The 24,056-nt window shown below is 62.8% G+C and carries 20 protein-coding genes; 7 read left to right on the forward strand and 13 right to left on the reverse strand.

All coding sequences use genetic code 11. From position 1 onward, the window contains the following. Nucleotides 1-878: 878 nt before the first annotated feature. A complete protein-coding gene (locus EVC45_RS24550) occupies nt 879-1,154 on the forward strand; it encodes a hypothetical protein (protein ID WP_129960820.1) in 276 nt (91 codons plus the stop codon). Between the two features lie 45 nt (nt 1,155-1,199). On the opposite strand, the gene EVC45_RS24555 is transcribed toward EVC45_RS24550, so the two are convergent. Next, the gene (locus EVC45_RS24555; RefSeq protein WP_129960821.1) at nt 1,200-2,264 is read right to left on the reverse strand and encodes a DMT family transporter; all 1,065 of its coding nucleotides are present in this window, start codon (nt 2,262-2,264) and stop codon (nt 1,200-1,202) included. A gap of 566 nt (nt 2,265-2,830) precedes the next feature. Here EVC45_RS24555 and EVC45_RS24560 point away from each other — a divergent pair. Beyond that, on the forward strand, nt 2,831-3,508 hold the full coding sequence (locus tag EVC45_RS24560; protein ID WP_129960822.1) for a DUF4336 domain-containing protein: 678 nt from the start codon (nt 2,831-2,833) through the stop codon (nt 3,506-3,508). A 50-nt stretch (nt 3,509-3,558) separates the two neighbouring features. Here the strand turns inward: EVC45_RS24560 and EVC45_RS24565 are convergent, their stop codons facing one another. Further along, the gene (locus EVC45_RS24565; RefSeq protein ID WP_211193470.1) at nt 3,559-4,515 is read right to left on the reverse strand and encodes an ABC transporter substrate-binding protein; all 957 of its coding nucleotides are present in this window, start codon (nt 4,513-4,515) and stop codon (nt 3,559-3,561) included. A gap of 200 nt (nt 4,516-4,715) precedes the next feature. On the opposite strand from EVC45_RS24565, the gene EVC45_RS24570 reads away from it, so the two are divergent. Beyond that, nucleotides 4,716-5,627 carry a LysR family transcriptional regulator gene (locus EVC45_RS24570; protein WP_129960823.1) on the forward strand — a complete coding sequence of 304 codons (912 nt, stop codon included), beginning with the start codon at nt 4,716-4,718 and terminating at the stop codon, nt 5,625-5,627. 52 nt (nt 5,628-5,679) lie between these two features. On the opposite strand, the gene EVC45_RS24575 is transcribed toward EVC45_RS24570, so the two are convergent. From EVC45_RS24575 to EVC45_RS24595, 5 genes are all read right to left on the reverse strand, one after another. Next, nucleotides 5,680-7,287 carry a rhodanese-related sulfurtransferase gene (locus EVC45_RS24575; protein WP_129960824.1) on the reverse strand — a complete coding sequence of 536 codons (1,608 nt, stop codon included), beginning with the start codon at nt 7,285-7,287 and terminating at the stop codon, nt 5,680-5,682. Then, on the reverse strand, nt 7,287-7,880 hold the full coding sequence (locus EVC45_RS24580) for a cysteine dioxygenase (RefSeq protein ID WP_129960825.1): 594 nt from the start codon (nt 7,878-7,880) through the stop codon (nt 7,287-7,289). Before EVC45_RS24580 ends, EVC45_RS24575 begins: the two co-directional genes overlap by 1 nt. Continuing rightward, a complete protein-coding gene (locus EVC45_RS24585) occupies nt 7,880-8,695 on the reverse strand; it encodes a class II aldolase/adducin family protein (protein ID WP_129960826.1) in 816 nt (271 codons plus the stop codon). The genes EVC45_RS24580 and EVC45_RS24585 overlap by 1 nt, the downstream gene beginning before the upstream one ends. 18 nt (nt 8,696-8,713) lie before the next feature. Next, nucleotides 8,714-9,790, reverse strand: coding sequence for an LLM class flavin-dependent oxidoreductase (locus EVC45_RS24590; RefSeq protein WP_129960827.1), 1,077 nt, complete (start codon nt 9,788-9,790; stop codon nt 8,714-8,716). A gap of 256 nt (nt 9,791-10,046) precedes the next feature. Beyond that, complete coding sequence (locus EVC45_RS24595) at nt 10,047-10,571, reverse strand: heme-binding protein (protein ID WP_129960828.1); 525 nt, start codon at nt 10,569-10,571, stop codon at nt 10,047-10,049. 712 nt (nt 10,572-11,283) lie between these two features. On the opposite strand from EVC45_RS24595, the gene pstS reads away from it, so the two are divergent. Both pstS and EVC45_RS24605 read left to right on the forward strand, forming a co-directional pair. Beyond that, complete coding sequence (gene pstS / locus EVC45_RS24600) at nt 11,284-12,318, forward strand: phosphate ABC transporter substrate-binding protein PstS (protein WP_129960829.1); 1,035 nt, start codon at nt 11,284-11,286, stop codon at nt 12,316-12,318. Between the two features lie 138 nt (nt 12,319-12,456). Next, nucleotides 12,457-12,654 (forward strand): DUF3562 domain-containing protein, encoded by a 198-nt coding sequence (locus EVC45_RS24605; protein WP_129960830.1) that lies wholly within the window; start codon nt 12,457-12,459, stop codon nt 12,652-12,654. 17 nt (nt 12,655-12,671) lie between these two features. Here the strand turns inward: EVC45_RS24605 and EVC45_RS24610 are convergent, their stop codons facing one another. Continuing rightward, nucleotides 12,672-13,595, reverse strand: coding sequence for a LysR family transcriptional regulator (locus EVC45_RS24610; protein WP_129960831.1), 924 nt, complete (start codon nt 13,593-13,595; stop codon nt 12,672-12,674). Nucleotides 13,596-13,726: 131 nt separating this feature from the next. Here EVC45_RS24610 and EVC45_RS24615 point away from each other — a divergent pair, with 131 nt between their 5' ends. Then, the gene (locus tag EVC45_RS24615) at nt 13,727-15,121 is read left to right on the forward strand and encodes a DHA2 family efflux MFS transporter permease subunit (protein ID WP_129960832.1); all 1,395 of its coding nucleotides are present in this window, start codon (nt 13,727-13,729) and stop codon (nt 15,119-15,121) included. 26 nt (nt 15,122-15,147) lie between these two features. Here the strand turns inward: EVC45_RS24615 and EVC45_RS24620 are convergent, their stop codons facing one another. Both EVC45_RS24620 and EVC45_RS24625 read right to left on the reverse strand, forming a co-directional pair. Continuing rightward, complete coding sequence (locus EVC45_RS24620; RefSeq protein ID WP_129960833.1) at nt 15,148-17,871, reverse strand: glucosidase; 2,724 nt, start codon at nt 17,869-17,871, stop codon at nt 15,148-15,150. A gap of 527 nt (nt 17,872-18,398) precedes the next feature. After that, nucleotides 18,399-21,068, reverse strand: a complete 2,670-nt coding sequence (locus EVC45_RS24625; protein WP_129960834.1) for an excinuclease ABC subunit UvrA — start codon at nt 21,066-21,068, stop codon at nt 18,399-18,401. A 338-nt stretch (nt 21,069-21,406) separates the two neighbouring features. Between EVC45_RS24625 and EVC45_RS45745 the strand changes: the two genes are divergently transcribed. Next, nucleotides 21,407-21,580, forward strand: a complete 174-nt coding sequence (locus EVC45_RS45745) for a hypothetical protein (protein WP_168991528.1) — start codon at nt 21,407-21,409, stop codon at nt 21,578-21,580. Nucleotides 21,581-21,924: 344 nt separating this feature from the next. Here EVC45_RS45745 and EVC45_RS24630 read toward each other — a convergent pair whose 3' ends face one another. From EVC45_RS24630 to EVC45_RS24640, 3 genes are all read right to left on the reverse strand, one after another. Continuing rightward, a complete protein-coding gene (locus EVC45_RS24630) occupies nt 21,925-22,197 on the reverse strand; it encodes a hypothetical protein (RefSeq protein ID WP_129960835.1) in 273 nt (90 codons plus the stop codon). A 215-nt stretch (nt 22,198-22,412) separates the two neighbouring features. Then, complete coding sequence (locus EVC45_RS24635) at nt 22,413-22,952, reverse strand: SRPBCC family protein (RefSeq protein WP_129960836.1); 540 nt, start codon at nt 22,950-22,952, stop codon at nt 22,413-22,415. Between the two features lie 238 nt (nt 22,953-23,190). Beyond that, a complete protein-coding gene (locus tag EVC45_RS24640) occupies nt 23,191-23,883 on the reverse strand; it encodes a phosphatase PAP2 family protein (RefSeq protein WP_129960837.1) in 693 nt (230 codons plus the stop codon). Nucleotides 23,884-24,056 lie beyond the last annotated feature (173 nt).

Genomic DNA, 24,056 nt, shown 5'->3' on the forward strand with positions numbered 1-24,056 from the left:
CCAAATGACGTTGAGGAGGCGGCGACAAGTCGTTTTTGTGCAGGTCACATGACCACGCCTACGATTGACCTGCACTGATCTTTCGAAAGCTTCAGAACTTTTGTCGTGCCCGATGGCAGGTGTGCCGAGGCGGCAAATCCGTGCAAGGAATTTGCGCTTGTCTCTGTGGTTCGTTGATGTCCATCGGATCTTTAGTCTGCTGAATGGCGGCGCTCGTGACTGGCGCTTGCGGTTCTCGAGTGGAGTCACGCATTCTTCTCGCTGAATTCACAAAGCGATCCTAATTATTGGCAACGCGCACTATCGGGAATGTTCCGAATGCTGATTCAGTGGGCTTGACGCATTTTTTGTTTGACCGGCAGAGATAGTGTCTTTCGCAGTTACCCTCGACGTGCGAACCCCATAAGTATTCCTTCAGCAATGCGTGATAGTGTTTGTAGAAGACGTTGCTGCGCCGACCTGGGCCAGCTTCGCAATATAGAAAAACAATCCGGTTCGACTGTCGGTGAGTGTGTCGACTTAATTTTGTTGTCATTCGAGACCGGAAATCATGCGAAAAAAAACCGTCACGCCTAGCTGATACAGCTATCGGCAGCCAACGCGTAGTGGGATCGTCCCGCTCAGGATTGGCACGCGAACATGCATGAGTACGTTGCATGTCACTGCCGCAAGCCAAATGCAAGGCTTTCTTCCCATGTGCCAGCCTGGTGCCATGGCCAGTGCATGGGTACCAAAGCGTCGAACGAGCCGGCCGGCAATACGGAGCGGAGACCTGTATGTACCTGAGGATTGACCTGCCATGCTGATGCTGGCTACGCACGCAGCGGATTAGCAGCAACGAAGACAATCCAGCCCATACTGACCACGGTGACTTCATCTTGAGCTACGAACTGGCAGAGCAAGATCTGGCGCACATCAGACATGTACTCGACTATCTCGAGTGCTCGACTCGGTACGTGTACGAGGTCGAAGGGGGAGCAGTCGCCAGCCTGAACTACTGGCGAGGCAGGGTGCGGATGACTCTGGTCATGCCATTGCTGCCTATGCACATCGAGAAACAGGCGAAAGCGCTGCTCTGCCGCATGGATAGCCTGGAAGGCATGCACCGCCGCGAGGGCACTTCGAGTAACGCCAGGTCGCCATCCGCGCACTGAGCGACACTTGATGGAGGCGGTGCCGCCTGCCGTAAGGACAACGGCCTAATGCTGGTGACGATGGTGGATGTCCGGGAAATGCGCATGCGAATGCGTGATGGGCAGATGGACGTGCAGATGGGTATGAGGCTCGTCACCGGCATACGGAAAGTCGTGCTCGTGCTGATGATGCTCGTCGTGCCGGTGCCGGTGTGAGTGCTCCATCAGTTCGTGAGTATGCTCGTGCTCGTGCCGCTCGCGTACGTGCAGCCAGATGCCAAGCCCCATCAGCGCTGCGGCAATCCAGAAGGTGACGGCCGGAAGTTCAGGCCAGATGAGCAGCGAGATGGCGACACCGAACAACGGTGCAATCGAGAAGTAAGCGCCCGTGCGTGCCGTTCCAAGATGACGAAGCGCGACGACAAATAGAACAAGACTCACCCCATAGCCTGCAAGCCCTGTGAGCATGGCTGCACCCACCGTGATTGCCGATGGCAGTGACGCTCCAGTCGCGATCGCAATCGCAAGATTCACCGGGCCGGCGATGAGTCCCTTCAGGCATGCGATTACCATCGCGTCGTTCGCGGACACCTTGCGCGTGAGATTGTTGTCGACTGCCCAGCACAGACACGCTCCGACGATGAGCAGCGCACCGGCCGGCACACCCGCTTTTCCGGGAGTCCAGGACAACATCACGCCTCCGGCGACGATCGCAACCATGCCGAGAAACACTTGCAGATCGACGTTCTCCCGGAAAACCACCCATGCAACGATGGCGGTGAGCACGCCTTCGAGATTCAGCAGTAGCGAACTCGTTGCGGCCGGCGTGCTCGACAGGCCCAGCATCAGCAACGCGGGCCCGGCGACCCCGCCGGCGGCGATCGCGCCGGCGAGCCACGGCAATTCTGCTTTCTGAATCCGATGATCATGGCTGGCGTGTGTCGACGCCTGTCGCATCCGGCGGAAGATGATGCCGACACCGAGTCCGACGCCGCTTCCCAGGTAGAACAGGCCCGCGACCATGAACGGGGACATCGAGCCGAGCAGGGCTTTGGCAAGGGGCGTCGCCGCTCCGAACAGTGCCGCGGCACAGAGGGCGGTCAAAACCGCGGCGTGAAGTCTTGGTTTCATGACAGGGAGGGGTGTGGGAACGCCAGATGGTGGGCTTGAGCAGGCAGTTTACCCCACGTGATGGGTGTGCTTTTGGGGGCGCCGGATGGGGATTGCATGACATATTCGCAGCCCGGGTTGATGCATCGTTCGGTCGACACAGCGCCTGGTTGACCCGGGCCTCCACCTTGCGAGAGTGCGAGGCCGCAGCTGGACGGCTGTCGACTTCGCGCGGTACTCGAATGTAGTGAAGCAGTCAGTTCTGGTTTGGGACTCCGCTCAATCAGCGGACCATCGTGCCGGGGTCGCGCCAGCCAGGTCGTTGGCCAAACCGACATTCACGCCCGCAGTCATCGCCACCTCGACAGTGTGTCCGTGCCCACACACGCCACAAAAACACGGTCTCAATGAGGCGTGCGCTCGCCTACGATTGGTGAACTCAGCGACGCTCGGGCGCGCTGACGAAAACAGATCGACCCATTGGCACATCCATATACTATTTGCTCCAACTGTCTGCGACGAAAAACTGAGTGCCGCATTCGCGGCGCCTCCGGAGGAATCGAAGCAGGTTTTGCAAAGGTACGACGATGTCAGCTCTTCAGCCATTTGCGCAGAATATCTGGACGGCATTTGCCCCGCATTCTTTCTTGGGTTTGCATGTCGGAACGCGCATGGCCGTCATCCGGCTGTCATCGGGCAAACTGCTGCTGCACTCGCCGATCCCGTTGAGCAGCGAATTGCGGACTTCCATTGATGCCTTGGGGCCGGTCGCGCATATCGTCTGTCCGAACCTGTTTCATCACATGTATGCCGCGCAAGCCGTGGCGGCTTATCCGCAGGCAATGCTTCACGGCCCGGCGGCCTTGCAACGCAAGCGAAAGGATCTCCGCTTCGACGCGGTGTTGACGGATCAGCCTCATCCGGATTGGTACGACGACCTTGAACTGCTAACGATCGAAGGCTGCATGCTGGGCGAAACGGTTTTATATCACCGGGCCACGCGGACTCTGATCGCCTCCGACCTGGTGGAGAACTTTCACCAGTCGCCTCACTGGTTGACGCGCAATTATCTGCGGCTGGGAGGTGTTCTCGGCCGGGTCGGATGGCATCCGTTGCTGCGAATCGCCTATCGCGACCGCAAGCGCGCCCGTGCTTGCGTCGACCGGTTGCTCGCCTGGCCGTTCGAACGCGTCGTGCTCGCACATGGCGACCTCCTGACGGACAACGCCCACGCATTGGTGCGCGAGGGCCTCGCCTGGCTCTGAATGAGCATCGCGCAGCGCGAGCGAATCGGCATGGCGCTGCGCCCGCGCGGTCATCGCGCGTCTAGAGGAAACTGCCGGTCGAAGCTCGGCGTGACGTCGAGGCGCGTCTTGATCACGTCCGCGCGGTGATACAGGTCGGCGGTCTTTTGCTGCTCGGCGACCAGACCGTCGTCGATCGCGACGGGATGCAATTGCGCGCGCTGGTAGACCGTCTTCAGCACGTCGGGCGGCAAGCCGGTCACCTTCGATTGCATCGCGGCCACTTCGTCGGGATGTGCAAGCGCCCAGCGCTGACCGGCGGCGACGCGCTTCAGGAAGTCGGCGATTTCCGCGTGCTTGGCGTTGATCGAAGTCTCCGTCGCCGCCTGGAAACTGAGTCCCGACGAAAGGTCGATGCCGTTGGCAATGCTGCGGTCATGATCCTTTTGCTCGGCGAGCGCGACATATGGGTCCCACGTGGACCATGCATCTACATTGCCCGACGCGAGCGCGGCTTTCGCATCGGCCGGCTGCATGAAACGCAGCGATACGTCGGACAGCTTGATGCCGGCGCGCTCCAAGGTCGCAATCGCGAGGTAGTGGCCGATCGAGCCGCGCGTCGTCGCGATGCGCATGCCCTTGAGATCGGCGGCCGTTTTGATCGGCGAGCCGTCGGGCACGATGATCGCGAGGTCGCGTGGTATCGAGCGTGTTGCCGCGACTGCACGCACCCGCGCGCCCGCGGCGTAGGCGAAGATCAGCGGCGCATCGCCGAGACCGCCGACGTCGATCGCGCCCGCATTGAGTGCTTCGCCGAGTGGTTGCGCGGCCGGGAAGTTAAACCATTCGATCTTGTACGGCAGATTGTTCAGTTGTCCGGAGGCTTCGAGAATGCCGCGAGTCTGCAACTGCTGGTCGCCAACTTTCAGCGTGGCATCGGCCATCGCCGCAAAGGGAGTGAACGCGCCGAGCGCGCCGAGCAGAAGACCGGAAAACTTCCGTAGAAACCGATTCAAAAGATAGGACATGGGATGCGCTGCGCAGACGAGGTAGAAAAACACACGATACGTATGCACGTTTTATAAGGCAAACGCATTGTTCTGCTTTGTTAATATGCGAGCGAGGAAAGCACGCGCCGCTTGAAAACCGGTGCGTCGACACGCTAAGCTCACGCAAGGGTCATGCATGCGCGGGCCATTCAACGTTCCATCCAACCACACAGCATTCCATGAAACTCGATGAGATCGAGGCCTTCGTCGCCGTCGTGCGCAGCCAGTCGCTGAGTCAGGCTGCCGATTCTCTCGCGCTCACGCAACCTGCCGTCACGCGACGCATACAGAACTTCGAGGAAGCGCTCGGCGTCGAGCTGCTCGACCGCAATACCAAGCCGTTGAAGACCACGCCAATGGGCCGCGCGGTGTACGAGCAATGCCGCGCGATCGTCCGCGAAGTGGATGCGCTCAGGCATCTCGTCACCGACGACGCACCGCTTGCCGGCGTGCTGCGCCTCGGCGTCGCGCAGACGGTCGCCGACGTCGCGATGCTGAAGGCCTTGCACGCGTTGCGCGGCGCGCATCCGGAGTTGCAGGCGCGCGTGTCGACGGGATGGGGCACTCCATTGCTGCAGAAGGTCGATGACGGCGAGCTCGATGCCGCGATCGTGCTGTTGGCGGCCAATCGCGTGTTGCCCGACACGTTGGCCGGAGAAACCCTCGGCGAGCTGAAGCTCGCGGTCGTCGCGCGAAAGGGCAGTCTGAAAAAGCGCACGCACACGCTGGCCGAATGCCAGTCTTATGGGTGGGTGCTGAATCCGGACGGCTGCGGTTTTCGGGCGGGGCTGCAGCAGGCGCTCGCCGCGCAAGGCTATGCGCTGAAGCTGAACCTCGAGACGCTCGGCACCGAACTGCAACTCGGACTCGTCGCCGATGGCGTCGGGCTGGGGCTGGTTCCGCTGCCGTTGTTGCGCATCAGTGCGCATGCCGCGCGGCTCGATGTGGTTCAGCTCAGCGACTTCAAGCCTGAGATCGCGGTGTGGATCGTCAGGTCGCGCGCGCTCGGCAAGATGCAGTCGGCGCTCGCCGTGCTGTCGGAATGCGTCGCGCAGAGCTTCAAGGCGGCGCGCCTGTCGCGCGCTGCGTAACAGCGACGATGCGAGCGCACGCGTGACGCGGCGCCCGTGTTGGATCCGTCGATCAGATCACGAAGAAGCCATGCGTGCCATCGCGCTCGAGCTGCGCGACGAGGCCGTACTCCCATTCCAGATACGCGTTCATCGCGTCGCGCGCGTTGTCGGTGCCCTCGTACGGACGCCGGTAACGATCGATGCGCGGCGACGCGAGACGAGCGTCGCCGGTTTCGGTCGGTTGCCCCGCGCGAATCCATGCGGAGGTGCCGCCTTCGAGTACGTGCACGGGCTTGCCGGTCAGGGCGGCAATCTCCGGCGCCGCGAACGGCGCGAGCGCACTCGTCGCGCACGTGACCACGTAGCGTTTCGCATCGGGGAGCGTGCGCAGATCGTCGAAGGTGTTCGACAGTCGCGAGCGCACGAGCCACCAGGCACCCGGAATATGGGCCTTCACATGATTGGCGCTGGCCGTCACGTCGATCACGACCGTCCCGCTCGATGGGTCGGCGAGGAGCGCGGCCAGTTCGTCCGCGGACACGTTTGGCGTGGGTGCCGGCTCGGGCTTTGCGCCGCGCCATGCGCCGCTCGCGCTCAGGTCTTGGGGTGTAGCCCCGTCGACCACATACACGTCGATGTTCGTCTGCGCGAGCCACGAGGCGGTCATGTTCGCGCGCACGCCGTCGTCGTCGAACAGCACGACACGTGCGCCGCGCACGGGGGCGAACATCTCGGTTTCCTGCACGAGCTGGCCGCCCGGCGCGCCCTGAAAACCAGGCGCATGCGCGCGTTCGTATTCGGCGGGCGCGCGCACGTCGAAGCGATAGATGCTGCGCGACGCTTCGGCGGCCCAGCGCGCGGCTTCGTCGAGTGTCGTGCGGCTCACGCCCGCGCGGTCCGCAAGCGCGCGCGCCGCGCCACGCGACGCGGCGAGGTAGTGGGTATTGAGGCCGGCTCGCGGATCGAACTGCCGGTCGCTGCCATGTTCGAGCGGCTGCCCCGCGAGCGTCCAGCCGATCGTGCCGTTGCGCAGCGCCGCTACCGGATTCGGCAGCCCCGCGTTGACGAGCGACTGCGCGCCGATGATGCTGCGCGTGCGCCCCGCGCAATTGACGATCACGCGCGTCTTCGGGTCCGGCGCGAGCGCACGCGCACGCAGCACGAGTTCGGCACCGGGAACGCTGACGCTGCCGGGGATGTTCATCGTCTGGTATTCGTCGAAGCGCCGTGCATCGAGCACGACGACGTCAGCGGCATCGGCAAGCAGCGTCTGGACGGCCTCGGCTGACAACGACGGCGTGTGCCGGCGCGCTTCGACGAATTCGCCAAATGCCTTGCTCGGCACGTTGACGTCGCGAAACACCTCGCCGCCGGCGCGAATCCAGCCGTCGAGCCCGCCCGCGAGCAGCGCGACCTGCGTATAGCCGAGCGCCGTCAGTTTGTCGGCGGCGCGTGCGGCGAGTCCTTCGCCGGCGTCGAGCAGCACGATCGGCACGTCGCGGCGCGGCAGACGCGTATAGGCGTCGAGTTCGAGTTTCGACAGCGGAAAATTTGCCGCGAATAGCGGATGAGCCTGCGCATGCGGGTCTTCTTCGCGGACGTCCAGCAGCGCGATTTCGCGGCGTGCGAGCAGCGCTTCGCGCACGTCTTCGTAGGTGCGAATCTGATAGGTCTTCATCAGTGATGCTGTTCCTTGCTGAGGTCCCACAGGTTGGGGAGCGTGTCGTTCGAGTAACCGGAGATGAAGGGCTTCGGCAGGCCGTCGGGCGTGTACGTCGAGCGGCGCACCGCGCCGATGTTCGCGCCATACACGTGGATGCTGATCGACGTGCGGTCGTCGTAGGCGTTGCGAACGCGATGAATGTCGCCGAAGCGCGGCGACACCGCTTCTACGTCGCCCGCTTCGAGGCGCACTTCGGCGCCCGTCTGACGCAGCGTGCCGTCGTCGTGGCGCGCATAGGGCGCCGCGAGTTCGGCGCCGCGCAGCACGCCGATCAAACCCCACACCGTGTGGTCGTGAATCGGCGTCTGCTGGCCCGGTCCCCATACGAAGCTGACGACGCTGAAGCGCTGGCGCGCATCGGCATACAACAGAAACTGTTGATAGCGCTCGGCCGACGCTTGCACGTAGGCGTCCGGCAGCCAGTCGTCGACGCGGATCAGCTCGCGCAGCGCGTGTGCGCCTCGATCGAGCAATTCGGCTTCATTGACGCCAGAATCGACGAGCGTGGCGATTTCGCCGATGAAACGCCGCAGTTTATGCATGGCCATCAGTCGAGCAGTTCCGGTTCGGCTTCGACGAGCCCTTCATACAGGCTGTCGAATGCGTGTCGTGCGCCGTTCGCGCGGCCGACCTGCTGATGCGTGAGAGCCGCCACGTCGTGCGGAATCGGCTGCGGCGTGCCGGCCGCCTGCGCGAGCAGTTGGGCATGGCACGCGTTGTCGAGCGCGATGTACCACCACGCGGCTGCCTCCACGGAAGAACCGGCCGTCAGGATGCCGTGGTTCTTCAGGATCACGGCCTTGTGCGAGCCGAGCGCGTCCGCAATGCGCGCGCCTTCAGCGGTGTCGAGCACGACGCCGCGAAAATCGTCGAACAGTGCGTGGTCTTCGTAGAACGCGCACGAGTCCTGCGTCAATGGATCGAGCTTGCGCCCGAGCGTCGACCATGCCTTGCCATGCAGCGAATGCGTATGCGCGGCGGCCACGACGTCGGGCCGTGCCTCGTGAATGGCCGCGTGAATCGCGAACGCGGCCTGATTCACCGGTCCGTCGCCGATCACGATCTCGCCGCGACTGTTGACGAGCAACAGATCCGACACGCGGATACGGCCGAAATGGCGGCCAAGCGGATTGACCCAGAAATGATCGGTCCATTCGGGATCGCGCGCGGTGATGTGACCGGCCAGACCCTGCGCGAAGCCGTAACGCGCGAACAGTCGGAACGCGCCGGCGAGGCGCTGTTGCCGGTGCAGACGCTCCTGCGCGAGCGAGCGGGGCGGCTCGGCTGCGTCGTCGAACCAGAATTGGCGCAATGGGGTGGGGCGAAACGCAAGCGAGGGCGTATCGGCGAGTACGGTGCTCATGATGTCGTCGCGCTCCGGTTACGCCGCGTGGCGTGCGCGCGACGTCAGTTCGCGCGTGGCGGGAATCAGTTCGCGGCCGTAGTCGATCGCGTCTTCGAGCGGGTCGAAGCCGCGGATCAGGAACGTCGTGACGCCGAGCGCGTGATATTCGGCGAGCGTTTGCGCGACCTGTGCCGGTGTGCCGACGAGCGCCGTCGAATTCGAGCGGCCGCCGATCTCTCTCGCGACCGCGGTCCACAGACGTTCGTCCGCGCGCACGCCGTCACCGGCCGCCGCAAGCAGGCGCTTCGCGCCTTCGCTCTGTTGCGGGCCACCACGCGCGAAGCCTTGTTCGACGCGCAACCGGCGCGTCTCGTCGAGGATGTGTTCGGCGCGTTCCCACGCGGCTTTTTCCGTCGACGCGAGGATCGGCCGGAACGACACAGAGAAGCGCACGCTGCGGCCATGTTTGGTGGCTTCGGCTTGCACCCGCGTGATCTGCTCGTGGACCTGCTGTTTCGATTCGCCCCACAGCGCGTAGACGTCCGCGTGTTTGCCCGCGACCGCGAGCGCGGGTTCCGAGGCACCACCGAAATAGATCGGCACGTGTGGCGTCTGTTTCGGCTTCACATCGGAGAAGGCTTTTTCGAAGCGGTAGAAACGGCCCTCGTGATCGAACGGACGCTCTTCGGTCCAGACCCGGCGCAAGATCTGCAGATACTCGTCGGTGCGCGCGTAGCGCTCGTCGTGGCTCAGGAAGTCGCCGTCGCGTCGCTGGTCTTCGTCGCTGCCGCCGGAGATGAAGTGCACCGCGAGGCGGCCGCCGGAAAAATGATCGAGCGTCGCGAGCTGGCGCGCTGCCAGAGTCGGCGCGACGAAGCCCGGCCGATGCGCGAGCATGAAATGCACGCGCGAGGTCACGCTCGCGGCGTAGGCGATCGTGATGGTCGCGTCGGGACTGGTCGAACTGTGGGGCACGAGGATGCGGTCGAAGCCCGCGTTTTCATGGGCTTGCGCGAAGACGCGCACGTAATCGGTATCGACCGCGGGGCCTTGGGGAGCATGTGTCTCCGAGACTTTGCGTTGCTGGATCATGCCGATGAATTCGACGCTCACGGTAGCTCCTTGCCGGATATTCGTTTCGATGGAGAAATGGCAGCGGACGCAGACGTGGCGCGGCGCACGCCTGCGGGACGAATTCAGGCTAACACCGGGTTATGCAAAGACTAAATATTGAATTGAGCTAAAGATATAGATTGTGCATGTTAGCGTGGGCGGATTTCCCCCTCTGGTGAAGGCATTCGGACTCGGCACGGGCACGCGGGTCGGCGTGCACGACCTTCACGAACGGATCTAACGACGCCAGTCGGCATTATTTGATCGTGTCGGCCGCGACCTTGCACACGGCGGAGCCCTGCTCGGCGGTGCCCCCGCTGCATCCGATAGCACCGATAAGCTTTCCTCCGTCCAGCAGCGGAAATCCTCCCGGCGACGCGACCAGCTGCGGATCCAGCGTGCTCAAGTAGGTATGTCCGGCCTCGAACTGGTTGTAGAAGACGCGGGTTTCGCGACGAAATCGCGCCGACGTGCGAGCTTTGTTCTGCGATATCGCAATCGATGCGTATTGCGCGCCGTCCATGCGTTCAAATGCAACGAGCTCACCATGTGTATCGACAACGGCGATGTTCATTTTCCAATCGCGTCTCTTTGCTTCCGCTTCTGCAATCGCGAGCAGCTTCTTTGCGGTGTCTACACCGATTGGCGTGCCGTAAGGAATGTCGAATGGCATCTTCTCCGGCATCGCGCCAGAGGAGGGTGGTGAGGCTGGGGTTTGTGCCATTGCCGCGGTCGTTGCGACGAGGCAGGCCAGACATGCGATATGGACGAGCTTTTGCATCGCGCCATCTCCTGTTGATGGCCGGAGGCTCGTGTCTTTGATTTGTCCTCAGCCCCTGACCGACAAAAAAACGTAACGCAGAACCACTTGATGTAGATGTATTGATTCAAATCGAACGGTAGACGTTAGGCGCGCTTTTCTCCTTCCGTGTTTTCCTTGACGGACACAAATTAGTCGGACATGCACTGCATGTGCGCAATGTCGTCTCGTGAAGGCTTGGCGAATTGCGGAAAGCTCCAGGTAAGTCCAATTGCCGCTTTCAGTTAATGTACTTACGCGGCGCTTTCACGGTGGGAACCAACGTGCGTTTGCCAGGTTCGTGGCGCTCGATCGTTTTCAGAATCCCATTGCGCGATCGTTGCTGAATTCTTCTCTTAAGGACATGTTGATTCGTCGTTGGGTTTATTTCGAAGCTGAGCCACGCGATCAGACCGCCTGAACGATGCGCCACGGCTGTCAACGAAATGTCATCTGAACCGCTTAAGTTTGAAAGTTCGAGCGTTGGGGAAGGTTCGACGCGCGGGCACGATGAAGCATCAGGCGGGCCAGAGCGGAGCGGACACCACCGAAGAAAGCACCGCGCACCTGCGCAAGTAGCGGGTGGCCAGCGGAGCCAGCGTGGGCCCGCAAGATGCATGGTCGAAGAATTGCATCGCGGAGCGAAGCTTGCTGCAACTATTGATCCGGTCAGTCAATCTCGTGGAGGCAAACCATGCTGTTCAAACGAGGAATTGCAGTTCTTGCCGTTGCTCTCCCCCTCGCGGCCGCGCAAGCGCAAACCGCGGACATCACAGGCGCGGGCAGCACTTTCGCAGCCCCGATCTATAACAAGTGGGCTGACGCTTACCATAAGGCGGGAGGCGGCAAGGTCAACTACCAGGGCATCGGTTCAGCGGGCGGCATCAAGCAGATCATCGCGAAGACCGTCGATTTCGCAGGCTCCGACGCGCCGATGAAGGACGACGAACTGTCGAAGACAGGCCTGTTCCAATTCCCGACGGTGGTCGGCGGCGTGGTGCCGGTCGTGAACATGCCCGGCGTGAAGCCCGGTCAACTCGTGCTGTCCGGCCCGGTCCTCGGCGACATCTATCTGAACAAGATCAAGAAATGGAACGATCCGGCCATCGCCGCGCTCAATCCGGGCATGAAGCTGCCGGATACGGACATCGCCGTGGTGCGTCGCGCCGATGGTTCGGGCACCAGCTTCATCTGGACCAACTTTCTGTCGAAGGTGAACCCGGAGTGGAAGTCGAAGGTCGGCGAAGGCACCACGGTGAACTGGCCGACCGGTACCGGCGGCAAGGGCAATGACGGCGTCGCCGCCTTCGTGCAACGGCTGCCGGGCGCGGTCGGTTACGTCGAGTGGGCGTATGCGAAGCAAAACAACATGATTTACACCAGTCTGAAGAATTCGGCCGGCGCCGTGGTTGCGCCGAAGACCGAAACCTTCAAGGCGGCTGCCTCGGGCGCGGACTGGAAGACGACGTTCTACCAGATCCTGACGAACGAGCCGGGCAAGGACGCATGGCCGGTGGTCGGCGCGACCTTCGTGCTGCTGCATGCGACCCAGGAAAAGCCGGCGCAAGGCGCGGCAACGCTGAAGTTCTTCGACTGGGCGTTCAAGAGCGGCGGGCAGGCAGCCAGCGATCTCGACTACATCTCGCTGCCGGATGCGGTCGTGTCGGAAATCCGCGCGCAGTGGAAGACGAAGGTCAAGGACGCGTCGGGAAAACCGGTGTTTCAGTGAAGACCTCGCCGTAAAGCGCCTCGACCAACGCGTAAACGGCCATAGATCAGGTCAATTGACACAGGTCAATTGACCTGCGTACCGGGGCGCGTACCGTGTGTGCGACGGTCTTTTATCACCGCACGCCGGGAGCAAGCAATGGTCACGCGCAACGTCGAAGATGTCATCAAGCAGATTGCGGCCGCTACCAACACGCCCGAGGAAACGGTCTCGCAGATGTACGCGGAAACGTGGATCCAATACAGCGAAGGTGCACGAATCACCGATTACCTGACGGTTCTGGTCGCCCGTCGTGTCCAGGACAACCTGCGTAGGCGGCAACAGGATTCGCATTGAGAGTCGGTGCCGGGCGTTCAACGCACCGACGCTGCGGCCTGGGCGCCGAAGCGCTCGACGATGAATTCAATGAAGCTCCGAAGCTTCGGCGACGTCTGCCGCTCACGCAGATACAGCAGATTCAGTGGCCGCGCGGGCGCGGCAAACTCCGGCAGCACTTCGACCAACCGCTTCGCTCGCAGATCCGCGGCCACCAGAATCTCGGGCAGCATCGCGATGCCGAGACCACGCAACACCGCCCGTCGCAGCGCTTCCGAATTGTCGATCCTCAGCCTGCCGTCGACGGGCACGCTGACGCGTCCGTCCGGACCCTGCAGGCTCCATTCAGCCTGCGCCGCGTGCCATTCCGAGCGCGGCGGATACGCATACGTCAGGCACTGATGCGAGCGCAGCGCGTCGGCCGATGACGGCGCGCCGTGCGTCGTCAGGTACGCGCGCGACGCGCACAACACGAGACGGTACGGCTTCAGAGGCCGGGCGACGAGATCCGGATTGCCCAGCGCGCCGATGCGGACCGCCGCCTCGAAGCCGTCGTCGAGCAGGTCCGACAGCGCATCGGTGGCGACGATATCGAGCTTCACCTCGGGATAGCGCTCGCAGTAATCCGCGATCGCCGGTATCAGGCATTCGTTGCTGAACACGACGGGCGCGGTCACACGCAGGCGTCCGCGTGGCGTCGCGAGATGATCGAGCGCGAGTCGTTCCGAATCGTCGACCAGCCCGAGGATCTCGACGCATCGCTCGTAATAGGCCTGACCAAACGCGCTGATCTGCTGCTTGCGCGTGGTGCGATGAATGAGTCGCGCGCCTAGCCGCGTTTCCAGCGCCTGAAGGTGATTGCCGACCATCGTCGGCGACAGGTCGCAAGCCACCGCCGCCGCCGTCAGGCTGCCGCTTTCGACTACGCGCACGAATACGGTCATCGCTTTGAGGAGATCCATTCCTCAATAATAATTGGTTCTGTTGCTATTCGCCGTGCGTTTATCAATCTTCGCTATAGGAATACAGTCCGCGTACACGTCGTTTGCGGCCCATCCCGGCTCCGCATTGCCCGACTTCATGCACGGACATCATGCGCAATCAGCTCAGCTCACCGGCCCGATCACCACGCCTTGCCTTGCTCGCGACGAGCCTCGGCTTCGTCATCATCTGTCTCGACGTCACGGTAGTGAACGTCGCGCTCGCACGAATGCGCGACAGCCTCGGCCTCGATTCGACGGCGCTGGAATGGGTCGTCAACGCCTACACGCTGGCGTTCGCGAGTCTGCTGCTGTCGGCTGGCGCGCTGGCCGACCGCCTCGGCGCACGCCGCATGTTTCTTGCCGGGTTGGTGGTGTTCACCTGCGCCTCGGTGGGGTGCGGGCTGTCGGGCAGCGCGGTGCTGCTGATCGTGGCGCGGGTGGTGCAGGGCATCGGCGCGGCGCTATGCGTGCCGTCGTCGCTGGCGCTGCTCGGCGCGGCGTTTCCGGACCCGCACGCGCGGGCCAGGGCCGTCAGCGTGTGGGCGGGCACGGCGGCGCTTGCATTGGGGGCGGGTCCGCTGGTCGGCGGCGTGCTCGTCGACCGCTTCGGCTGGCCGGCAATTTTTCTGATCAACGTGCCGATCGGCGTCGCGGGCATCTGGCTTACCATTGCTCACGCGCCTGACACCGAGGCGCACGCGGCGCGTCGCATCGATCTGGCCGGCCAGACGCTTGCCGTCGTTGCGTTGGCGGGGCTGACGTATGCGGTGGTCGAAAGCGGCAGGCTGGGTTGGACCAGCATGACCGTATTGATGGGATTAGCCGTCGCGGCCGTTGCGGGCGGTTTGTTCGTGATGGTCGAGGCGCGGCATCCGCAACCGCTGTTGCCGCTCGCGCTGTTTCGCAATGCCGCGGTGAATGTCAGCGCGCTAACGGGGCTGTCGCTGAATTTCGGCTACTACGGACTGATGTTTGCAATGAGTCTGTTTTTCCAGAGCGCGCGTCACTACACGCCGCTCGAAACCGGCCTCGCGTTTGTGCCCATGACGGCTGTGGTGACCGTCGCGAATGTCGCGTCAGGTTCGCTCACCGCGCGCTTCGGCTATCGCCTGCCGATGCTTGTCGGCCAGGCGCTGGCGGCGCTCGGCTATGTTTCGCTTGCGTTCGTGCGGGTGGATAGCAGCGCGCTGGCAGTGGCGTTGCCGTTGCTGACGGTCGGCATCGGTGTGGCGCTCGCGGTGCCGTCGATCAACACCGCGGTGCTGGCGCACGTGGACTCGTCTTGCATGGGCATCGCATCGGGCGTGTTGAACACCGCACGTCAGATTGGTGGCGTGCTCGGCGTGGGCTTGTTCGGTGCGCTGGTGCGGCCGGAGTTCGACCGTCTTGCCGAAGGACTCCATCTCGCTGCGATTCTGGCCGCAATGGTGACGCTTTTAAGCCTCCTGAGCATAGTCATGGGTCTCAGGACGTCCGAAACGATGGTCACGGACGGCGCGCGTTGAGAGCAGGATCCGCCGCTTCCGGTGATCTATTCCCGGCCGGCCTGTGGCGCGTTGGCGCCGGCCATGACGCGCCAGCTGTCGCTTTCGAGTACGGTCTGAGCATCGATGCGCCCGAACATATCCAGCAGAGGTGCCACGAGGCCCGTCCAGCCCGTCTGATGACTGGCCCCTAGCCCCGCACCATTGTCTCCGTGGAAATACTCGTAGAACAGGATCAGGTCGCGCCAGTGCGGATCGTCCTGGAACTTGCTGGTCCCGCCATAGACGGGACGCTGTCCATCCGCGTCGCGCAAGAATGTGCCCGTCAGTCGCCGCACGATTTCCTGCGTCACCTCGAACAGCGTCATGTAATGGCCGGACCCGGTCGGGCATTGCACCTTGAACTCGTCGCCGAAAAAGCTGTAGAGATTCATCAGTGCCCTGACCACGAGCAGGTTCACCGGCATCCATACCGGACCGCGCCAATTGGAGTTTCCGCCAAACATGCCCGTATTCGATTCGGCCGGCAGGTACTGCACCTTGTAGTCGGTCCCGCCGACGTTGAGCACATACGGATGGTCGAGATGATAGCGGGAGAGCGAACGGATCCCGTGCGGGCCGAGGAACTCGTTCTCGTCGAGCAGGTAGCCGAGCACGCGTTCGAGCTTGCGCCTGTTCAGGATCGACAGGAGCCTGCGCTCCCGATGGCCGATGAAGCCCGAATCTGTCGGCGCCACGTGGGCGAGCAACTCCGGGTAGCGTTTGCGGAACTGGGCGATCAGATCCATCAGTTTCGGATAGCGTGTCACCGCATCTGCTTCGAACACCGTCGACGCGCACAGCGGCAGCAGCCCCACCATCGACCTTATCTTCAGGCGCTTGGTCTGTCCGTCGGGAAGCCGCAGCAAATCGTAGAAAAAGCCGTCCTGCTCGTCCCACATCTCGTCCGCATGTTCGCCGCGCCGATCCATCGCGTAGGCGATCCACATGAAGTGCTGGACGAACCTGAAGGCGATCTCCTCGTACATCGGATCGTATTCCGTCAGGATGATTGCCATCTCCAGCATGCACTGGCAATAAAACGCCATCCACGCGGTTCCGTCCGCCTGTTCCAGCGATCCACCCGTCGGCAGCTGCGCGCTGCGATCGAACACGCCAATGTTGTCCAGCCCCAGAAAGCCACCGGAAAACACGTTGCGACCTGACGGGTCCTTGCGATTCACCCACCAGTTGAAGTTGAGCATCAGCCCCTGGAACGAGCGCTCGAGAAAGCGCGGGTCGGCCCGTCCCAGCTGTTTGCCGTAGCGGTAGAGCCAAAGCGTGGCGGCGGCGTGCACGGGAGGGTTGACGTCGCTGAAGTTCCACTCGTAGGCCGGGATCTGGCCACTCGGATGCACATACAGCGTGCGCAACATGAGCAGCAATTGCTCCTGCGCGAAATCGAAGTCGACGAGCGCCAGAGAGATCGTGTGGAACGCCAGATCCCAGGCCGCGTACCACGGATACTCCCATTTGTCCGGCATGGAGATCACGTCCGCGTTCAGCATGTGGAACCACGCGGTGTTGCGCACATCGAGCCGCTCGCCTTCGAGCAACGGATGACTGCCATGCTCGCGCAGCCACAGTTCGAGATCGAAGTAGTAGTACTGCTTGCCCCACAACATGCCTGCCAAAGCCTGACGGTGCACCCGGCGCGAATCTTCCGTCAGCGATTTCGGCGCGATGTGCGCGTAGAACGCGTCCGCATCGGCGATGCGTTCAGTGAAGGTGTTCTCGAAACCGTCGAACGGGTTGTCGCGGCTCGCTGCACTCAGGCGCAGCCGGATCGTCACGCTGTCCCCGCCGGGGACGTTGCATACGTAATGAGCGGCCGCCTTGGTTCCCGTCCGGGCGGGATTCACAGCCTCGCGCTGCCCGCCGATCACATACGCGTGGAATGCGTCCTTCACATAGGGCGACGCATTGGGCTGATTCCACAGACGCTGCGCATTGCTTTCGTTTTCCGTGAACAGCAGTTCCGTTGCGCCGTCGCAATAGAGCCAGTAATCGCCCAGTTCATGATGGCTCGCCCGAATGACGCCCGGACCCGCTTCACTCAGCGACGGCCTGCGATCGTCATGGCCCCACGACCAGGTGTTGCGAAACCATAGCGTCGGCAGGATCCGCAGCTGTGCCGCGTCCCGCCCGCGGTTGTGCGCGGAAATGCGCACGAAGATGTCTTGCGGATCGAGCTTCGCGTATTCGACGAAGACATCGAAATACCGGTCGTCGTCGAATACGCCGGTATCGATCAGTTCGTACTCGAGTTCGTCGCGCGATCGCTTCCGGTTCGTCTCGATCAGGTCGAGGTACGGATATTCGCGCTGCGGATATTTGTACAGATACTTCATGTACGAGTGCGTGGGCGTGCTGTCGACATAGAAGTAATATTCCTTCACGTCCTCGCCATGATTGCCCTCGCTATTGGTGAGGCCGAACAGGCGTTCCTTCAGAATCGGGTCACGCCCGTTCCATAAGGCGAGCGCAAAGCAGAGTTGCTGCCGGTCGTCGGATAGGCCGCCGAGCCCGTCCTCACCCCACCTGTAGGCGCGGGAGCGGGAATGATCGTGAGTGAAATAGTTCCACGCGTCGCCATCCTGGCTGTAGTCCTCGCGGACCGTTCCCCATTGCCGCTCGCTCAGATACGGCCCCCACTTCTTCCACGGCACCTGCGCCGTATGCGCGTCGTTCAAGCGCTTTTGTTCCGCGACATCGACGATTACAGGCGCCATGTTGGCCTCCGTTATGGCCGCATCAATACGATTTCGATTGCACGAAGACGCGTTTCGCGTGTAGTTCAGGCGCCCTCCAGAGCTGGGCACGGGTGTGAAGTGCCGCGCGATTGATATCGGCGTGGTCAAGCGGCTGAGTGTCCGCCAGGATCATGCGTTCTCAGCTACGACCCGGCCCTGCGCGGACAGCTTACTTCGCTTCTCGCGATGTCTGCGAACCGAGGGCCGCAAACGAATGCTCGCAAGTTGTGATGGGCGCAGTCGTCATCCCGCCAATCAACTGTAGTCGCTCGTTGCGGAAATGCGCGGGTGGATGCCGAAAGATTCTTTCGGTGTCGCGCACGTGTCTGACACACGGGTATCACAGCAACGGTGTTCGAAACGCGAACCTCACGCGCACGGGCTGACGGACCAGGTCGCGCAAAGCGGCGCAGGGATCGGAATCCTGGTCAGATGCTGAATCAACAGCCTCCGTCTCGGATGAGCCAATGTCCCGCGCGCAACGCACAGGCTCGCACCTCCCTGGTTCACGGCACGAGATGTCGCCGCAGATACGCGGCCGTGCGGCTCTGCTTTTCGCGCGCGACCTCAACCGGCGTGCCGCATGCCACGATCGTCCCGCCGGCGTCGCCGGCACCCGGGCCGACGTCGATGATCCAGTCGCTTTGGGCGGCCACCCTCATATCGTGCTCGACCACCACCACGGTATTGCCCTCGTCGACGAGCCGCTGCAGTTGCACCATCAGCCGGTCCACGTCGGCGGGATGGAGGCCGGTAGTCGGTTCATCGAGGATGTACAACGTGTCTCCGCGCTGCGCGCGTTGCAGTTCGGTGGCGAGCTTGATGCGTTGCGCTTCGCCGCCCGATAGCTCGGTGGCGGGCTGGCCGAGCCGCAGATAGCCGAGGCCGATGTCGCGTAGCGCATTCAGCGCGCGCATCACACCGGCTTCGTCGACGAAGAAACCGCACGCGGCGTCGACGGTCAGGCCGAGTACCTCGGCAATGTTTTTATCGCGCCACGTGATCTCCAGCGTCGATGCGTTGTAGCGCGTGCCGTGACAGGTCGAACAAGGTGCGTACACGCTCGGCAGAAATAGCAACTCGACGCTGACGAAGCCTTCGCCTTCGCAGGTCGGGCAGCGCCCTTGTGCGACGTTGAACGAGAAGCGCCCTGCGCTGTAGCGACGCTTGCGCGCGCTGGGCGTGTCCGCGAACAGCCTGCGAACGTGGTCGAAAAGACCCGTGTAGGTCGCGAGGTTGGAACGCGGCGTGCGCCCGATCGGCTTTTGATCGACCCGCACGAGCCGCCGCAGCGCGTCCGTCCCCTCGGCGATATGGCCGCTCGTTGGTGTCGTCGCGGTAGCGAGCAGCGGGTCCGGTTCGTCGTCGTCCGCGCTTTCGATGATCTTTCCCAGCCGCCTCGCGACCAGTTCGGGCAGCGCCTGGCTCACGAGGCTCGATTTGCCAGAGCCCGAGACGCCCGTGACCGTGGTCAGGCAGCCGAGCGGGAACGCGACGTTCAGCCCGTGCAGATTGTTGCGGGTGATATTGCTGAGCCGCAGCCAGCCGGTCGCGTCGCGCGGTGTGCGATCGACCTGCGCGGGCGGCGCGAACAGATGCAGGCGGGTCTGCGACGCTTCGACTTTCGCGAGTCCCGCGGGTGGCCCGCTATAGACCACGTGACCGCCCGCTTCGCCGGCCGCCGGACCGACGTCGACCAGCCAGTCGGCGCGCCGCATCGTCTGCAAATCGTGCTCGACGACGAACAGCGAGTTGCCCGCTGCCTTCAGTTCCTGCAGCGCGCTGAAGAGCGCTTCGCCATCGGCGGGATGCAAGCCGGCCGATGGCTCGTCGAGCACGTACACGACCCCGAAGAGCTGCGACGACAACTGCGTGGCCAGTCGCAAGCGCTGCAATTCACCCGACGACAGCGTGGGCGTGCTGCGCTCGAGCGAGAGATAACCGAGGCCCAACTCGACCAGAGTGGTCAAGCGTTCCAGCAGTTCGGCGGCAATGCGCTGCGCGGCGAGGCGCTTTTCGCCGGACAGGTTCGGCGTGCGCCGCACATCGGGCGATGCCTTGTGCGCGGAACCGCCGGCGGCGACCCGCTGGTCGATGGCTTCACGCATCGCGCTCTTGCTGAGTACGCTGCCCTGGCCGGTCGTCGCCGTATCTGGCTTCGGCCATTCGCCGCGCGCAATCGGCGCGAGAAGCGCGGCGAGCTCCGCGAGCGGCAACTGTGAAAACTGGCCGATGTCGAACCCGGCGAATTTCACCGACAGCGCTTCTTTCTTGAGCCGCTTGCCATCGCAAGTCGGGCAGATGCTGCCGACCATGTACTGCGACACGCGCTTTTTCATCAGTGCGCTTTGGGTGGTCGCAAAGGTGTGCAGCACGTAACGGCGCGCGCCCGTGAACGTGCCCTGATAGCTCGGTTCGTCCTTGCGTTTGAGCGCGGCGCGCGTCTCCTTCGGCGTGAGGCCGGCATAGACGGGCACGGTGGGCTGTTCATCGGTGAAGAGGATCCAGTCGCGATCTTTCTTCGGTAGATCGCGCCATGGCGTGTCGACGTCGTAGCCGAGGGTGACCAGGATGTCGCGCAGATTCTGGCCGTGCCACGCTGGCGGCCACGCTGCGATCGCGCGCTCGCGGATGGTGAGCGAGTCGTCGGGCACCATCGATTTCTCGGTGACCTCGTACACGCGGCCCAGCCCATGACAGGTCGGGCAGGCGCCTTGCACCGTGTTCGGCGAGAAGTCCTCGGCGAACAGCATCGGCTGTTTCGGGGGATAGTCACCGGTTCGCGAATACAGCATGCGCACGAGGCTCGACAACGTCGTCACGCTGCCCACTGACGAGCGCGCGCTGGGTGCGCCACGTTGCTGTTGCAACGCAACCGCGGGCGGCAGCCCTTCGATCGCATCGACTTCGGGTACGCCGACCTGTTCGATCAGGCGCCTCGCGTACGGCGCGACCGATTCGAAGTAGCGCCGCTGCGCCTCCGCATACAGCGTGCCGAACGCCAGCGATGATTTGCCCGAGCCCGATACACCCGTGAACACGACGAGCGCATCGCGCGGAATCTGCACGTCGACGTTTTTCAGGTTGTGCTCACGCGCGCCTCGCACGCGTACGAAGCCGGTGCGACTGTCGGAGGGCGGCGAGTTCGGGCCGGGTTTGCTGCGGGGAGCGTCCATGTCGATCGATAGCGGGTGGGGGCGGTGCCTGGGGGGCTGCGCGAACGGTGAGGTGGGACGCAGGGAACATGCCAGGCACAGCGCGAGAAGTTCGCGTTGGATGGCATTGAAGTGTAGGCCCCGCAGCGGAAGACGTCGCCGCGCACGATGGCGGCGTCAGGCGCGCAATGTGCTTGGAGATAGACCCGTTGATCGCTTCTTCGGCGAGGGCGTCGTGTGCACCGCGACCCGCGCCGATGGAAGCGATGTCAGCGGATCATCGGAGCATCGGGGCGCCCGGTAAATCTTGCAGCGCAGGCAACCGGCGCCATTGGGCCGAAACCGCAAGGAGAAAAACGATGACCCTGCTCATCTATCTGGTCGGATGGATCATTTTCATTGGCGGCGTCGCGTGGGGATTGATGGCGCTGCATGTCGCGCAGCACATCATTGCTATCGTGGCGGTGATACTGCTCGGCATCGCGGTGATCACGGGTGCTACGCGAGCGCGTAGTCGCGATCGGTCGTCGTAGGCGTAGGTAGAGGCATAGGGTTTGGGTGGCCGGATCTCTCTCTTCATGTTTCGAGACCTGTCATCGGCGGGAGTCGCCGCGGCGATGCGCATCGGCGACGACACGTATTTCAATCCCGCGCAATAGGCCGTCGACTTCGCTCACGCAGCGCAGGCAAGTGGCGCGGCGTTACGGCCGAACACAAATCGATTGGCAGATTGGGAACCCGCCCGTGGCCGGACGACGAATTGATCAGGCAGTCCGCGTGGCAGTACCGTCATTTCTACGGTGCGAGATAACTCAGGCACCGGCGTGTTCTTCAACGCGTCCGGGCCTTGCGCGCGCCGGGCGTCGACGTGGTGTCATCAGCTGTGGTGCTCCGCGGTGATTTGCGGAATGATGTGCCTCGATAGGGCGACGCACATAATGATGACCGGCACCAGAAATGCAAGCGTTGCGGCCTCGATGTGGCCTGCAGTGCCGGGGAACGCCATTAACAGCACCGCGGCGACAATCGGTCCGGCTGCGAGCGTGCCGATCAGACTGGCCCACCACAATTTTCCGTTGACTTCCGTTGTCGCAACGATCGCGGCTAACGAAACCCCAAAGACGAAAAAACCTGCAAGCGCGTCCATCATTTGTCTCCGTGCAGATCTCCTTGGGAAATTCTATGGAGAAAGGGCGTCCGACGCGTTGGAATCGGCACCGAAGTGTGTGGCAGTCCACATATCGAGCCCAAAGGGAAGCCGCTTGACCAAACCGGGACCCGAATTCGTCACAAAGATTTGCTAACTGTCGATTCCCGGCGAGCGGCGAGATAGTTGGGCTGCGAGAGCGGGCTCTGCCAGCGGCTCTACGGCAGCGCTTCCAACGTTTTCTTCAGCCGCGCGACCGCCTCGTCGGACTCCTGCTGGATTCGCGCGCGCACGAACAGGACATTCGCTGCCGCAAACCATAGTGACGGGGAGCGGTACACGAACACACGCTCAAATCGTGTCCCGGACGCTACGGGCGTCAGCGAGTAGCGCACCGTGCCGGCGGGCTTGCCATCTATCTTGCCGATAATGACCCATTTACGCGGACGGTCCCGCACGGCAACCGTCCACACGACGCTGCCCCGCCGACCCGCCACGCGAAATTCTTCCGTAACCTGTTCGCCAACGCTCAACGGGTGATCGGTCGCCCCTCTTACCGATAGCGAAGACGGGTGCCAGTCGGGCCAGTGCGCGGGTGTCGTCACGTAGTCGAAAACCGCCGAATCCGGCCGCTCGATCGAGGTCACGGTGACGATCTCCGTCGTCAGGTCGACGGACTCAGGCAACGGTAGAGCAAGCAGGGCAGCGACCGCAACGGCTGCCAGGATAGCGCCAATCCATCTCAATGGCCGTTTCATCTGCGACTCTGCGAAGTATCGGGCACACGCGGACTGCCGGGCCTCTAAACAGCGCCGAAAACACCGCGGCTTCCACAACCGGATAGCGGCGAAGCCGGACGTAGATCGATAGATCGAAGCTCGCGCGCCGTGCGCCGATATTACCGCATTGCTTCGCTCGTTCCGACCAGTCATCGGGATTCACGCCGTGCCGTCAGTCGCGCCCAATCGACGGGAGTGCCCGTTCGCGACGCCCGGCTCAAAGATACGTGAAAACGTCGCTCGCCAGATTGCGCAGTTCGTCGAACTGCATGATGAGTTGGATGCTCAGAATAAAGGCCAGCATCGCTGAAGGCGATGGGTGGCGTTCGATCCAGCGCAGCAGCGGAGTCGCGTAGCGCACGCGGATCGCATCTCTCGTCATGATCCAGGTGATCGCAATCCCCATGACGGCACCCATGAGCAAATCGCTCGGGTAGTGAAAGCCGAGATAGGCGCGCGGGACGCAAATGAAAAGTACGGTATAGATCAGCGCCAGCACACCGATGCGCCGCTCCACGAGGAAGATGCCGGTGGCGATGGCCATCCATAGCATTGCGTGATCGCTTGGGAACGAACTCCAATCTGCCAGGGCCGCACCCGTGGTCGCACTGCTTGCGAACTGCAGATGAAGTTCGGTGTTGTAGAGAGGGCGCGCTCTGAACGGCAACCAGTGAGTCAGCAGTCTTGCGACGAAAAACGCCACGATGCCGCTGAGAAGTGTCGCGACAAGCAATTCGCGCCGCCATGCGCGCCGCTCGTCTTGCTGGAACCACATCCACCACAGCACGGGAATCAGAACGAGGCCTTTGCAGGTGTACAGGCCGGCGATGGCTTGTATGGACTGGGTCGAGAAATGGCTGAAATGGATGGTGGACAGATATGTTTCGATAGACGAATCGACGCTATTCATTTTCTGGTCTTTTCTATGAGCCAGTCGCAACCTAACAGGCTGTTGAAAAGCGCCTCGTCATGAGGACCGAAGCGATGATCAGGAGTGTTTCGCGTGCAATTTCCAGCTGAAATCCGGATGCGCCGATCAGTTTGCGCAGGCAACGCGCCTGAGCGGGGTTGCCAGGCCTCGCA

The sequence above is a fragment of the Paraburkholderia sp. UYCP14C genome (assembly GCF_004197395.1).
GTDB lineage: Bacteria > Pseudomonadota > Gammaproteobacteria > Burkholderiales > Burkholderiaceae > Paraburkholderia.